Below are 13,640 nucleotides of genomic sequence, written 5' to 3' on the forward strand. Positions count from 1 at the left end.
GGGCGTGGCTGATCCATCGACTTACCGACCGGCGCCGGGCACCATCCCGACCGATCCCGGCGTCTACAAGTTCCGCGATCAGCACGGCCGGGTCATCTATGTCGGCAAGGCCAAGAATCTGCGGCAACGGCTCACGTCGTACTTCGCCGACATCACCGGCCTGCATCCGCGCACCCGGCAGATGGTCACCACCGCCGCCTCAGTGGAGTGGACCGTCGTCACCACCGAGGTGGAGGCGCTGCAGCTCGAATACAACTGGATCAAGGAGTTCGACCCGCGGTTCAACGTCCGCTACCGCGACGACAAGAGCTACCCGATGCTCGCGGTCACCCTCAACGAGGAGTATCCGCGCGTCTTCGTCTACCGCGGGGCGCGCCGGCCCGGCGTCCGGTACTTCGGCCCGTACTCGCACGCCTGGGCCATTCGCGAGACGGTCGACCTGCTGACCCGCGTCTTCGGCGTCCGGACGTGCTCCAAAGGGGTATTCCGCCGCAGCGAGCAGATGGGCCGGCCGTGCCTGCTCGGCTACATCGACAAGTGCTCGGCACCCTGCGTCGGCCGTGTGTCGGCCGCCGAGCACCGGGAGATCGTCGAGGACTTCTGCGACTTCCTCGGCGGGCGCACGGACAGTCTGATCCGGAACCTCGAACGCGAGATGAACAGCGCGGCAGAGGAACTCGACTTCGAGCGGGCGGCCCGGCTGCGCGACGACGTCTCCGCGCTGCGGCGCGCGATGGAGAAGCAGGCCGTGGTGCTGGGGTCGGGGACAGATGCCGACGTGATCGCTCTGGTCGGCGACGAACTCGAGTCGTCCGTGCAGGTCTTCCACGTCCGGGACGGACGGGTGCGCGGTCAGCGCGGATGGGTGGTCGAGGTCCAGGAGAACGCCTCGCTCGCCGATCAGGTCGGCACCTTCCTGACCCAGTTCTACGGCGCCGAGACGGACATGAGTTCGGGCATCCCGCGCGAGGTGCTGGTTCCCGCACTGCCCGACGACGCCGCGGACGTCGAGAAGTGGCTCGCCGAACGACGCGGGGCGCACGTGAGTCTGCGCGTTCCGCAGCGCGGCGACAAGCGCACGCTGATGACGACGGTGGAACGCAACGCCACCGAGGCCCTCGCGCGGCACAAGCTGCAGCGTGCGGGGGATCTGACCACTCGGTCGGCGGCGCTGACCGAGCTGCAGGAGGCACTGGGGCTCGACACGGCGCCGCTGCGGATCGAGTGCATCGACATCTCGCATGTCCAGGGCACGGACGTCGTGGCCTCGCTCGTCGTCTTCGAGGACGGTCTGGCACGGAAGTCGGACTACCGGCATTACTCGATCAAGGAGGCGGCCGGCGACGGGCGCTCCGACGACGTCGCGTCGATCGCCGAGGTCACCCGGCGCCGCTTCGCCCGACACCGCGACGGGGCCATCACCCCGCCGCCGGAAGAGTCCGCCTCGGATCAGGCGGGCGCATCGGGGCAGACGGCGGCCGACGACGAGGCCACTTCGCGCCGACCGAAGAAATTCGCATATCCGCCGAATCTGTTCGTCGTCGACGGCGGCGCGCCCCAGGCGCACGCCGCCGCCTCGGTCCTCGACGAGCTCGGCGTCACCGACGTGGCCGTCGTGGGTCTGGCCAAACGACTGGAAGAGGTGTGGATTCCGGGTGATGATGAGCCGGTGATCCTGCCCCGCAACAGCGAAGCCCTGTTCCTGTTGCAGCGCGTGCGCGACGAGGCGCACCGGTTCGCCATCACCTTCCACCGCAGCAAGCGCAGCAAACGGATGACCGCCTCGGCGCTCGACGGGATCGCCGGCCTGGGTGCGGGGCGGCGGACGGCGCTGGTGACTCATTTCGGTTCCGTGGCCAATCTGAAGAAGGCGACCGTGGCGGAGATCGGCGAAGTGAAGGGCATCGGCCCGGCCACCGCGCAGGCCGTCCACGACGCGCTCCACGACTCCGACCGCGAAAGCCCTGAGACGACCGTCCCCGACATGGAGGAATCGCAGAGTTGACTGAAACGGATAGCCGTACGACGGTGCTGTTCGTCACCGGCATGTCCGGTGCCGGCCGCACGTCGGTGGCCAACGTCCTCGAGGACGACGGCTGGTATGTCAGCGACAACGTGCCGATCTCGTTGATCTCGCAGCTCGTGCAGATGGTGCGGAGCAGCGAGGTGGGTGCGCAGCGGATCGCGATGGTGGTCCGGGGCGGCGATCCCTCCTTCGCGGCCGAGATGGCGGCGCTGCGCCGCGATCTGGAGGACGGCGGCGCCACCACGTCGATGATCTTCGTCGACGCCTCCGACGAGGTGCTGGTCCGCCGGTTCGAGCAGGTCCGCAGGCGGCACCCGTTGCAGGGCAACGGCACGCTGGGAGAGGGGATCGCCGCCGAACGTGCGGTCATGGCACCGCTCGCGGCCGGAGCCGACACTGTGATCGACACCTCCAACCTGAGTTCCACCCGACTGCGGTCGATCGTGGAGAACGTCTTCCCCAACGTCGCGGGCCGCCGGCTCGCCATCGCGGTGCAGTCGTTCGGGTTCAAGTACGGACTGCCGATCGACTGCGATCTCGTCGCCGACGTGCGGTTCCTGCCGAACCCGTTCTGGATCCCGGAACTGCGCGAGCATAACGGCCGCGAACCGCAGGTCCGCGACTATGTGCTGGGACAGGAGGACGCCGCGGAGTTCCTCGACCGGTACGTCGACATCGTGGGCATCGTCGGCCGCGGCTACCTGCGCGAGGGCAAGGGATACATGACCCTCGGCATCGGCTGCACGGGCGGGAAGCACCGCAGCGTCGCGATGTCCGAGGATTTGGCGCGACGACTGTCGGAGGTGGTCGACGCCGACGGCCACCGGCTCTACGACGTCGAAGTGACCCACCGCGACCTGGGCAACGAATGAGCGCCGGCGAAGGCGCACCCGAGATCGCCGTACCCGACCTGATCGAGGGGCTCAAGGTGGTGGCGCTCGGCGGCGGCCACGGTCTGTTCAACACGCTCACCGCGCTGCGCTACCTCACCGCCGACGTCACGGCCGTCGTGACGGTCGCCGACGACGGAGGATCGTCGGGCCGCCTGCGCGCCGAACTCGGCCTGATTCCGCCGGGCGATCTGCGCATGGCGCTGGCGGCGCTGATGGCGGCCCCGGCCGCGCTCGAGGCGCGACGGCGCGTGGACCCGGCCTCCGCGGACCGGCACCAGCGCTGGGCGCGCGTGCTGCAGCACCGCTTCGGCGGCTATGGCGCGCTCGCCGGCCACCCGATCGGCAACCTGCTCCTCAGCGGGCTCAACGAGGTGACCGGCGACGTGGTGAAAGCGTTGGACGACCTCACCGACCTCTTCGACGTCGACGGCCGGGTGCTGCCGATGGCCGACGTCCCCCTGGTGATCGAGGCCGACGTGTCCGGACTGGAGAAGGACCCCCGGGTGAGTCGCGTGATCCGCGGCCAGGTGGCGGTCGCGACCACACCGGGAAAGCCGCGGCGGGTGCGGCTGATCCCCGACGCTCCGGCCGGTTGTGCGCAGGCCGCGGCGGCGATCCGGGAGGCGGACGTGGTGACCCTCGGTCCGGGATCGTGGTTCTCCAGCGTGATTCCGCATGTGCTGGTGCCCGATCAGCTCGATGCGCTGAGCGAGACGTCGGCGCGCAAGATCCTGTTCGTCAATCTCGCAGCCGAGGCGGGGGAGACCACCGGATACTCGGTGGAGCGGCACCTGCATGTGCTGCACGCGCACGCTCCCACCCTTCGGGTGGACGACGTCGTCGTCGATTCCGCGTCGGTGCCGGAGGGCGCCGAACGCGAGTATCTCGAACGCGCGGCGGGCCGGTTCGGGGCCCGTCTGCGGGTGGCGGATCTCGCGGTTCCGGGAACCGCCGTGCACGATCCGGCGAAAACCGCCGCGACGGTGGTCGGGCTGATCGACTGAAATGATCGCCGGTAAGGTTGGACCAGCACATCTGGCATGCTTCCGGGACTCGAGACGCTCGGCGCGGCTGTCGGGCAACGGGGGATATCAGGGGACAGGAGGCTTTGAACCGTGGCTATGACTGGGGCGGTCAAGGACGAGCTGAGCCGGTTGTCGGTGACGCAGATCAGCTGCCGCAAGGCAGAGGTGTCGGCGCTGCTGCGATTCGCCGGGGGGATTCACATCGTGGGCGGCCGCGTCGTGGTGGAGGCCGAGGTGGACCTCGGCAACGTGGCGCGGCGGCTGCGGCACGAGATCCACGGTCTGTTCGGCTACAACGCCGACGTCCACGTGCTCCGCTCGGGCGGAATGCGGAAGGGCGCGCGCTACATCGTGCGCGTCACGAAGGACGGCGAGGCCCTGGCGCGCCAGACCGGACTGCTCGACATGCGCGGTCGGCCGGTGCGCGGCCTGCCCGCGCAGGTGGTCGGCGGGAGTGTCGGCGACGCCGAAGCCGCCTGGCGCGGAGCGTTTCTGGCGCACGGCTCGTTGACCGAGCCGGGCCGGTCGTCGTCCCTGGAGGTCAGTTGCCCCGGCCCGGAGGCCGCTCTGGCGCTCGTCGGCGCGGCGCGGCGGCTCGGCATCTCGGCCAAGGCCCGCGAGGTCCGCGGCAGCGATCGGGTCGTCATCCGTGACGGCGAGGCGATCGGCGCGCTGCTCACCCGGATGGGCGCGCACGACACCCGCCTGGTGTGGGAGGAACGCCGGATGCGGCGCGAGGTGCGCGCCACCGCGAACCGTCTGGCCAACTTCGACGACGCGAACCTGCGCCGCTCGGCGCGGGCCGCCGTGGCCGCGGCCGCCCGCGTGGAACGTGCGCTCGAGATCCTGGGCGACGACGTGCCCGACCATCTGCTCGCCGCCGGCCGGCTGCGCGTGGAACACCGTCAGGCCTCGCTGGAGGAACTCGGACAACTGGCGGATCCGCCGATGACCAAGGACGCGGTGGCCGGCCGCATCCGTCGCCTGCTGTCGATGGCCGACAAGCGGGCCCGGACCGACGGCATCCCGGACACCGAGTCGGCGGTCACCGCCGAACTCCTCGACGAGGCGTAGGGGCGCCCGCCCGGCGTGGTGACGAACACCCCATCGCTCACAAGTGACCTTCCGGTGACCTCGCGAGCGGCGGCTATTAGGCTGGTGGGAGCGGGCCGGTAACGAACCGCCGGCTCAACACCACCGCTTAAGGAGCAACTTGTGACTGTTCGGGTAGGCGTCAACGGCTTCGGCCGCATCGGCCGCAACTTCTTCCGTGCCGTCGAGGCGCAGAAGGCGCTCGGAACCACCGACATCGAGATCGTCGCCGTCAACGACCTGACGGACAACGCCACACTGGCTCACCTGCTGAAGTTCGACAGCATCCTCGGCCGTCTGCCCCAGGACGTCCGCCTGGAGGGCGACGACACCATCGTCGTCGGCGACATGAAGATCAAGGCCCTCGAGGTCAAGGAGGGCCCCGCAGCCCTTCCGTGGGGCGATCTGGGCGTCGACGTCGTCGTCGAGTCGACGGGCATCTTCACCGCGCGCGCGAAGGCCCAGGGTCACCTGGACGCCGGCGCCAAGAAGGTCATCATCTCCGCGCCGGCCTCGGACGAGGACATCACCATCGTGATGGGCGTCAACGACGACAAGTACGACGGCAGCCAGAACATCATCTCGAACGCCTCGTGCACCACCAACTGCCTCGGCCCGATGGCCAAGGTGCTGAACGACGAGTTCGGCATCGAGCAGGGTCTGATGACCACCATTCACGCCTACACGCAGGACCAGAACCTGCAGGACGGCCCGCACAAGGATCTGCGCCGTGCGCGTGCCGCCGCGATCAACATCGTTCCGACCGGCACCGGTGCGGCCAAGGCCATCGGCCTGGTCCTGCCCGAACTGCAGGGCAAGCTCGACGGTTACGCGCTGCGCGTGCCGATCCCGACCGGCTCGGTCACCGACCTCACCGCGGAGCTGAAGAAGACCGCCAGCGCCGAGGACATCAACGCCGCCATGAAGGCCGCCGCCGAGGGCCCGCTGAAGGGCATCCTCAAGTACTACGACGCGCCGATCGTCTCGAGCGACATCGTCACCGATCCGCACTCGTCGCTGTTCGACTCGGGTCTGACCAAGGTCATCGGCAACCAGGCCAAGACCGTCTCCTGGTACGACAACGAGTGGGGCTACTCCAACCGCCTCGTCGACCTCATCGGTCTCGTCGGGAAGTCGCTGTAGTCACCATGGCAGTCCGAACTCTGGAAGACCTGCTGGCCGAAGGAGTCGAGGGCCGCGGCGTGCTGGTGCGCTCGGATCTGAACGTGCCGCTCGACGGCGGCGCGATCACCGATCCGGGGCGCATCGTCGCGTCGGCTCCGACCATCGCCAAACTCGTCGAGGCGGGTGCCAAGGTCATCGTGACCGCGCACCTGGGCCGCCCCAAGGGGGCGCCGGATCCCGCGCTGTCGCTGGCGCCGGTGGCCGCCCGGCTGTCGGAGGAACTGGGCCGCAACGTCCAGCTCGCCGGCGACGTGGTGGGCTCGGATGCGCTCGCGCGCGCCGAAGGACTCACCGACGGTGACGTCCTCCTGCTGGAGAACATCCGCTTCGATCCGCGCGAGACCAGCAAGGACGATGCCGAGCGCAACAAGCTCGCGAAGGCGCTCGTCGAGCTCGTCGGCGACGACGGCGCGTTCGTCTCCGACGGATTCGGCGTGGTCCACCGCAAGCAGGCGTCGGTGTACGACGTCGCCCGGCTGCTCCCGGCGTACGCCGGCGACCTCGTGGCCACCGAGGTGGAGGTGCTGCGCAAGCTCACCTCCGACGTCGAGCGTCCCTACGCCGTCGTCCTCGGCGGTTCGAAGGTGTCGGACAAGCTGGGCGTGATCGAGGCGCTCGCGCCCAAGGTCGACACCCTGGTGATCGGCGGCGGCATGGCCTTCACGTTCATCAAGGCGCAGGGCAGCCCGGTCGGCGATTCGCTGATGCAGGAAGACATGATCGACACCTGCAAGGACCTGCTCGAGAAGTACGGCGACGTGATCCACCTGCCGCACGACATCGTCGTCGCGGACAAGTTCGCCGCCGACGCGGACACCAGCATCGCGATGACGGCGGACGGCTTCGAGCAGGGCATGGGCCTGGACATCGGTCCGGGGACGGTCGAGCGATTCGCCGCGGTGCTGCGCGGTGCCAAGACGATCTTCTGGAACGGCCCGTCGGGCGTGTTCGAGTTCGAGAAGTTCGCCGAGGGCACCCGCGGGGTGGCCGAAGCGATCGTCGAGGCCACCCGCGACGGCGCGTACAGCGTCGTCGGCGGTGGCGACTCCGCCGCGGCAGTGCGCGCGCTCGGCATTCCGGACGAGGCGTTCTCGCACATCTCGACCGGCGGCGGCGCCTCCCTGGAGTACCTCGAGGGCAAGGAACTGCCGGGCCTGGCCGTGCTGGGAGTGCAGCAGTGAGCGGGGCGGGCGCGCGCAAGCCGCTCATCGCCGGAAACTGGAAGTGCAACCTCAACCACTACGAGGCCATCGCACTCGTCCAGAAGATCTCCTTCGCTCTTCCCGAGAAGTACTTCGAGAAGGTCGACGTGACGGTGATCCCGCCGTTCACCGACATCCGCAGCGTGCAGACCATCGTCGACGGCGACAAGCTGCTGCTGACCTACGGTGCGCAGGATCTGTCCGAGCACGACTCGGGTGCGTACACCGGTGAGATCAGTGGCGCGTTCCTGGCGAAGCTCGGCTGCACGTTCGTCGTCGTCGGACATTCGGAACGTCGCACCCTGCACTCGGAGACCGACGAGGTGGTGCTGGCCAAGACCAAGGCCGCGCTGCGCCACGGGCTCACGCCGATCGTCTGCATCGGCGAAGGACTCGAGGTTCGCGAGGCCGGTGATCACGTCGCGTACAACGTGGCGCAGATCAAGGCGTCGCTGGCCGGGCTGTCGGCCGCCGACATCGCGAAGGTCGTCGTCGCCTACGAGCCGGTGTGGGCCATCGGCACCGGCCGGGTCGCGAGTGCGGCCGACGCTCAGGAGGTCTGCGGTGCGGTGCGCGGCGCGCTCGCCGAGATCGCCGACCAGGCCACCGCCGATTCGGTCCGCGTTCTCTACGGCGGTTCGGTCAACGCCAAGAACGTCGGAGAGATCGTCGCGCAGTCCGACGTCGACGGTGCTCTGGTGGGCGGGGCCTCGCTCAAGGCCGACGAGTTCGCGCAGCTGTCGGCCATCGCCGCGGGCGGTCCATTGCTGTGACGCGCTGCAGGTGGTTTCACTAGTCACGACCACCATCGCGTAGACTGTGGCAGGTTGCATCCGAGAAGGACGCGACCTGCCACAGGCGTTTTCGCAAGATTCGACGAACAGGACCACCGACCCGTGACTATCGCGCTCGACATCGGCTTGATCATCACCAGCGTGCTGCTGATCGTTCTGGTTCTGCTGCATCGCGCCAAGGGTGGTGGCCTGTCCTCGCTGTTCGGCGGCGGCGTGCAGTCCAGTCTGTCCGGCTCATCGGTGGTCGAGAAGAATCTCGACCGGCTCACCGTCTTCGTCGGTCTCGTCTGGGTCATCCTGATCATCGGCGTCGGCCTCGACATCAAGTTCTCGTAGTCCGCTCGCTCGGTGAGCCGTGAGGCTGCGCAGCGCGTAGTTTTGTGCGCATGGCCTCCCATTCGCTGACTCCCGAGACCCTCGCCCGCGCCATCGCCACTCCGATGGTCGATCGCATCAGCGTCGACGACACCGGGCGCGCCCTCACCGAACCGCTGCGCGAGGACATCCGCTTCCTCGGTGGACTGCTGGGCGAGGTGATCCGCTCCCACGCGGGAGAGGCGACCTTCGAGCTCGTCGAGAGTTCCCGCCGCGACGCCTTCGGCATCCGCTACGCCGAGGTGACGCGTGATCAGCTGGCCGGACGGTACGACGGACGGGCGGTCGCCGATCTGATGCCCGTCATCCGGGCGTTCACCAATTTCGCCCTGCTCGCCAATCTCGCCGAGGACCTTCACCGCGAACGCCGACGGCGTATCCACCAGCGCGCGGGCGACCCGGCTCCGCCGTCGTCGTTGGCGGCCACATTCGGCAAGCTCGCCGACGCGGGTCGCACGGACGCCGACGTCGCCGCCGCGCTGCGGTCGGCGGAGGTGGTCCCGGTGATCACCGCGCACCCGACGGAGACCCGGCGGCGCAGCGTCTTCGACGCGCAGAACCGGATCACCGAACTGATGCGCGTGCGGGCGCGGACCGAGCTGACTCCGGAGGAGGACGCCCGGTTGACGGAGGACATCCGCAGGCAGATCCTGGTGCTGTGGCAGACCGCCCTGATCCGGTTGCGCAGGCTGACCATCTCCGACGAGATCACCACCGGGCTCCGCTACTACGGGGCGTCCTTCTTCGACGTGGTGCCCGCCCTGAACAAGGACGTCCGCGCGGCCCTGGTCGAGGCCTATCCCGACGCCGGTCTCGACGGCCTGTCGATGATCAGCATGGGTTCGTGGATCGGCGGCGACCGTGACGGCAATCCGTTCGTCTCGGCAGAGGTGGTCGATGAGGCGGCCACGAGTGCCGCACGCACCGCGATGCGCCATCACCTGGACGAGCTCGCTGCGCTGCATCAGGAGCTGAGCCTGTCCGCACGGCTGTTCTCGCCGGTCTCACCCGCACTGTCGGCACTCGGCTCCGGGTTCGCCCCGCCCGACGAACCGGGGGACACCGACGACGAACCCTTCCGTTCGGCGGTCTCAGCGGTGCGTTCGCGCGTTCTCGCCCGTGCGCTGCGCACGCTCGGCGAGGATGCCGTCGACCCGGCGGAACTGGACACCGCGCGTGCGGCGGCACCTTACGGCGACGCCGACGAATTCCTCGCCGACCTCGACGTGATCGACCGGGCGCTGCGCGCCGCTCATGACGACTCGATCGCCGACGACCGCCTCGCGACGCTCCGGGAAGCGGTGCGCACCTTCGGTTTTCACTTGTCCGGACTCGACATGCGGCAGAACTCCGAGACACATGAGCAGGTGGTAGCCGAACTCCTGTCGTGGGCCGGGGTGTGCGCCGACTACCCGGCGCTGCCGGAGGCGGACCGGATCGGCCTGCTGACGGCGGAGCTGGCCTCGCGCCGCCCGCTCACGACTCCCGACGCCGAACTGAGCGAGCTCGCGATGAAGGAGCTGGGGGTGGTGCACGCCGCGGCGGGTGCGATCGAGCGGTTCGGCCCCCGCGCCGTCCCGAACTACGTCATCAGCATGTGCTCGTCCGTATCGGATCTGCTGGAGGTGCTGATCCTGTTGAAGGAGGCGGGGATCTATCATGCCGCCGGACCGGGCGACGCCGGGCCGTCGTGCTCGGTGCGCGTGGTGCCGCTGTTCGAGACGATCGAGGATCTGCGCGGCGGCGCGGCCACACTGACCGCGGCGCTGAACCTGGGCTTCTACCGGGCATTGGTCCGCGCGCAGGGCGACGTCCAGGAGGTGATGCTGGGCTACTCGGACTCCAACAAGGACGGCGGCTACCTGGCGGCCAACTGGGCGCTGTATCGCGCCGAACTCGACCTGGTGTCCGCGTCCCGCGCGGCGGAGGTGCGGCTGCGGCTGTTCCACGGCCGCGGAGGGACCGTCGGACGTGGCGGCGGACCCAGTTACGACGCGATCCTGGCTCAGCCGCCCGGTGCCGTCACCGGCTCGCTGCGCCTCACGGAACAGGGCGAGATCATCGCGGCGAAGTACGCCGAGCCCGTCAGCGCGCGGCGGAATCTGGAGTCGTTGCTCGCCGCCACCATCGAGTCGTCGCTACTCGACGTGGAAGGCCTCGACGATCCCGAGCGAGCGTACGCCGACTTCGACGAACTCGCCGAGTCCGCGCGGCGGGCGTACAGCGCGCTGGTGCACGAGACTCCCGGCTTCGTGGAGTACTTCACCGCGTCGACGCCGCTGTCGGAGATCGGGGCGCTGAACATCGGCAGCCGGCCGACCTCACGCAAGCAGACCACCGCCATCTCCGACCTCCGCGCCATCCCGTGGGTGCTCTCGTGGACGCAGTGCCGCGTCATGCTCCCGGGCTGGTACGGAGTCGGCAGCGCGTTCGCACAGTGGACCGGCGGGGACGACGCGCGGATCGCCGACTTGCGGCGGTACTACGAGAACTGGCCGTTCTTCCGCTCGGTGATGTCGAATATGGCGCAGGTGCTGGCGAAGTCGGACATGGGTCTGGCGTCCCGGTACGCCGAACTCGTGCCGGATGAGGAACTGCGCCGCCGCGTCTTCTCGATGATCGTCGAAGAGCACGAGCGGACTCTCGAGATGTACACCGCGATCACCGGCACCACGGATCTGCTGGCCGACAACGACGCGCTGAAACGGTCGGTCTACAACCGGTTCCCGTATCTGGAGCCGCTCAACCTGCTGCAGGTGGAGTTGCTGCAGCGGTTCCGGTCGGGCGAGGACTCGCCGCTCATTCGCCGCGGTATTCAGCTGACGATGAACGGTCTGGCGACGGCGTTGCGCAACAGCGGGTAGGACGTCAGCGGATCGCCTTGAGGAACTCTCGTGTGCGTTCCTCCCGCGGGTCGCCGAAGATCTGCTCGGGCGGACCCTCCTCGGCGATTCTGCCGTCGTCGAACATCATCACGCGGTCGGAGACCTCGCGAGCGAAACGCATCTCGTGCGTCACGATCAGCATCGTGATGTCGGTGGTGACCGCGATGTCGCGCAGCACCGACAGGACGCCGTCGACGAGTTCGGGGTCGAGTGCGGAGGTCACCTCGTCCAGCAGCATCACCGACGGACTCATCGCGAGGCAGCGGGCGATGGCGACGCGCTGCTGCTGACCGCCCGACAACTGCGTGGGATGCGCCGACTCCTTGTCGCTGAGTCCGACGGTGTCGAGCAGGCTCCGCGCATGCTCGACCGCCTCGTCTCGACTCCGGCCGAGGACGTGGATCGGAGCCTCGGTGATGTTCTGCAGCACCGTCATGTTGGGGAAGAGGTTGAATTGCTGGAAGACCATCCCGATGTTCTTGCGGACCTCGCGAAGGTACTTCTCCTTCGCGGGGACCAGCCGGTCCCCGCGCAGCTGATGGCTCAGCGGCCGGCCGCCCACCCAGATGACGCCGTCGGTGACCTTCTCCAGGGTCATGAGCAGCCGGAGAATCGTCGTCTTCCCCGAGCCGCTGGGGCCGATCAGGGTGACCTTCTCGCCGCGGTCGACGGTGAAGTCGAGATGGTCGAGAACCAGGTGATCGCCGAAGCGTTTCACGACGCCGTCGAAGCGGATCATGGCATCCGCGGATTCGGCTGCGTCGGGGGCGTTCGGAGGGTTCCGGTCGTCAGCGGGCAAGGCGTTTCTCCAGTCGTCGGATCAGGACCGAGGTCGGGTAGCTCGCCACCAGGAAGAGGGCGCCGGCGAGGGTGAACGCCTCGAGGTAGGCGAAGTGGGCGGCGCCGTAGGTCTGTGCGGCGGTGACCAGTTCGACCACCGAGATCGTGAACAGGTAGGGGGTGTCTTTGAACATCGACACGGCGTTGTTGCCGAGTGCGGGCAGCGAGTTCCGCAGTACCTGGGGCAGGATCACCGCTCGCCAGGTCCGGCCGGCCGGCAGCGACAGCGCACGTGCCGCCTCCCACTGTCCGATGGGAACCTCCTCGATGCCGGCCCGGTACACCTCCGCCATGTAGCTCGAGTAGTGCACTCCGAGGACCGTGACACCGATGGACAGCGGCGTGAACTGCGGGAACAGGGCGAATACGAAGAGCAGTTGCACCACGATCGGGGTGAGACGGATGAACTCGGCCACCGCGTACACCGGCGCGGACAGCCAACGCGGCGCCGACCGTCTGATGACGGCGATCACGAGCCCCAGCGCAGCGGCGATGAAGAAGCCGATCACCGTGGCCAGCAGGGTGATCTGGAATCCGTCCCACAGCACCGGGAGCGCGTCCTGTGCGCGTTGCCAACTCCACTCGATCACAGCGCACCCCCGGGAGCGTCCTGGGACTGCGGACGGAGGCTGAGGATCTCCCGAAGCGTGGGACCGCGGCCGAGACGGTGCTTGGCCCGCGCCTCGGCCAGGTTGATGAACAACGTGACCACGTAGGCGAGCACGAGATAGATGACCAGCCCGACTCCGAAGGAGAACAGCGTGTCGCCGGTGGTCTTCTGCAGGTCGACGATGCCGGCCGTGAGGTCCTGCAGGGTGATGAAGGACGCGAACGCGGTGCCTTTGAGCAGATGGATCAGCAGGTTGCCCAGCGACGGGATCATCATCGCCCAGGCCTGGGGGAAGACCACTCGGGTGAGGCGCTGCCGGGCGGTGAAGTTCAACGCGACGGCGGCCTCCACCTGGGCCGGTGGTACCGCGTTGAGGGCACCGCGGACCACTTCGGCCCCGTAGGCGCCGTAGTTGAGTCCCAGTGCGAGGACGCCGCAGAACACCGGATCGAGTTGATAGCCGAGCAGGGGGAGCACGTAGAACAGCCAGAACAGCTGCACGACGAGGGATGTCCCGCGGAAGAACTCGATGAGCACGCGGGCCACGAACCGGATGGGAAGCGACCTCACCCGTACGAGCGTGCCGAGGGTGAGTGCGAGTGCGAAGGCGAGCAGACCGCCGCCGGCCGTCAGTTCCAGCGTGACGACGATGCCGCGCCCGAGGGCGGGCAGGGCGTCGACGAGCGCGTCGAGATCGTGGCTCATCTCGATCG

At 68.6% G+C, this 13,640-nt stretch carries 12 protein-coding genes; 9 read left to right on the forward strand and 3 right to left on the reverse strand.

Going from position 1 to position 13,640, the window contains the following annotated elements; all coding sequences use genetic code 11:
* Nucleotides 1-4: 4 nt before the first annotated feature.
* The 9 genes from uvrC to ppc all read left to right on the forward strand — a co-directional run bounded on the left by uvrC (nucleotide 5) and on the right by ppc (nucleotide 11,456).
* A complete protein-coding gene (uvrC, locus tag GSI01S_RS02735; RefSeq protein ID WP_006894830.1) occupies nucleotides 5-2,005 on the forward strand; it encodes an excinuclease ABC subunit UvrC in 2,001 nt (666 codons plus the stop codon).
* Complete coding sequence (rapZ, locus tag GSI01S_RS02740) at nucleotides 2,002-2,898, forward strand: RNase adapter RapZ (RefSeq protein WP_045540113.1); 897 nt, start codon at nucleotides 2,002-2,004, stop codon at nucleotides 2,896-2,898. The genes uvrC and rapZ overlap by 4 nt, the downstream gene beginning before the upstream one ends.
* Nucleotides 2,895-3,923 carry a gluconeogenesis factor YvcK family protein gene (locus GSI01S_RS02745; RefSeq protein WP_006894834.1) on the forward strand — a complete coding sequence of 343 codons (1,029 nt, stop codon included), beginning with the start codon at nucleotides 2,895-2,897 and terminating at the stop codon, nucleotides 3,921-3,923. The genes rapZ and GSI01S_RS02745 overlap by 4 nt, the downstream gene beginning before the upstream one ends.
* Nucleotides 3,924-4,034: 111 nt before the next feature.
* Nucleotides 4,035-5,018 carry a DNA-binding protein WhiA gene (whiA, locus tag GSI01S_RS02750; protein ID WP_039866771.1) on the forward strand — a complete coding sequence of 328 codons (984 nt, stop codon included), beginning with the start codon at nucleotides 4,035-4,037 and terminating at the stop codon, nucleotides 5,016-5,018.
* Nucleotides 5,019-5,159: 141 nt separating this feature from the next.
* The gene (gene gap / locus GSI01S_RS02755; protein WP_006894838.1) at nucleotides 5,160-6,179 is read left to right on the forward strand and encodes a type I glyceraldehyde-3-phosphate dehydrogenase; all 1,020 of its coding nucleotides are present in this window, start codon (nucleotides 5,160-5,162) and stop codon (nucleotides 6,177-6,179) included.
* A gap of 5 nt (nucleotides 6,180-6,184) precedes the next feature.
* Entirely contained in the window at nucleotides 6,185-7,402 is a 1,218-nt protein-coding gene (locus GSI01S_RS02760) for a phosphoglycerate kinase (RefSeq protein WP_006894839.1), read from the forward strand.
* The gene (gene tpiA / locus GSI01S_RS02765; RefSeq protein ID WP_006894840.1) at nucleotides 7,399-8,196 is read left to right on the forward strand and encodes a triose-phosphate isomerase; all 798 of its coding nucleotides are present in this window, start codon (nucleotides 7,399-7,401) and stop codon (nucleotides 8,194-8,196) included. The genes GSI01S_RS02760 and tpiA overlap by 4 nt, the downstream gene beginning before the upstream one ends.
* Nucleotides 8,197-8,319: 123 nt before the next feature.
* Nucleotides 8,320-8,553: a preprotein translocase subunit SecG gene (secG, locus tag GSI01S_RS02770; protein ID WP_006894841.1), complete on the forward strand. Its 234-nt coding sequence runs from the start codon at nucleotides 8,320-8,322 to the stop codon at nucleotides 8,551-8,553.
* Between the two features lie 50 nt (nucleotides 8,554-8,603).
* The gene (gene ppc / locus GSI01S_RS02775) at nucleotides 8,604-11,456 is read left to right on the forward strand and encodes a phosphoenolpyruvate carboxylase (protein WP_006894842.1); all 2,853 of its coding nucleotides are present in this window, start codon (nucleotides 8,604-8,606) and stop codon (nucleotides 11,454-11,456) included.
* A 4-nt stretch (nucleotides 11,457-11,460) separates the two neighbouring features.
* Here ppc and ehuA read toward each other — a convergent pair whose 3' ends face one another.
* From ehuA to ehuC, 3 genes are read right to left on the reverse strand one after another with little or no spacing between them, the layout of a single operon-like run.
* A complete protein-coding gene (gene ehuA, locus GSI01S_RS02780; protein ID WP_039866791.1) occupies nucleotides 11,461-12,216 on the reverse strand; it encodes an ectoine/hydroxyectoine ABC transporter ATP-binding protein EhuA in 756 nt (251 codons plus the stop codon).
* A gap of 49 nt (nucleotides 12,217-12,265) precedes the next feature.
* Nucleotides 12,266-12,907 carry an ectoine/hydroxyectoine ABC transporter permease subunit EhuD gene (gene ehuD / locus GSI01S_RS02785; protein WP_006894844.1) on the reverse strand — a complete coding sequence of 214 codons (642 nt, stop codon included), beginning with the start codon at nucleotides 12,905-12,907 and terminating at the stop codon, nucleotides 12,266-12,268.
* On the reverse strand, nucleotides 12,904-13,632 hold the full coding sequence (gene ehuC / locus GSI01S_RS02790; protein ID WP_006894845.1) for an ectoine/hydroxyectoine ABC transporter permease subunit EhuC: 729 nt from the start codon (nucleotides 13,630-13,632) through the stop codon (nucleotides 12,904-12,906). The genes ehuD and ehuC overlap by 4 nt, the downstream gene beginning before the upstream one ends.
* Nucleotides 13,633-13,640: the final 8 nt, after the last annotated feature.

This window comes from Gordonia sihwensis NBRC 108236 (genome assembly GCF_000333035.1).
GTDB classification, from domain to species: domain Bacteria; phylum Actinomycetota; class Actinomycetes; order Mycobacteriales; family Mycobacteriaceae; genus Gordonia; species Gordonia sihwensis.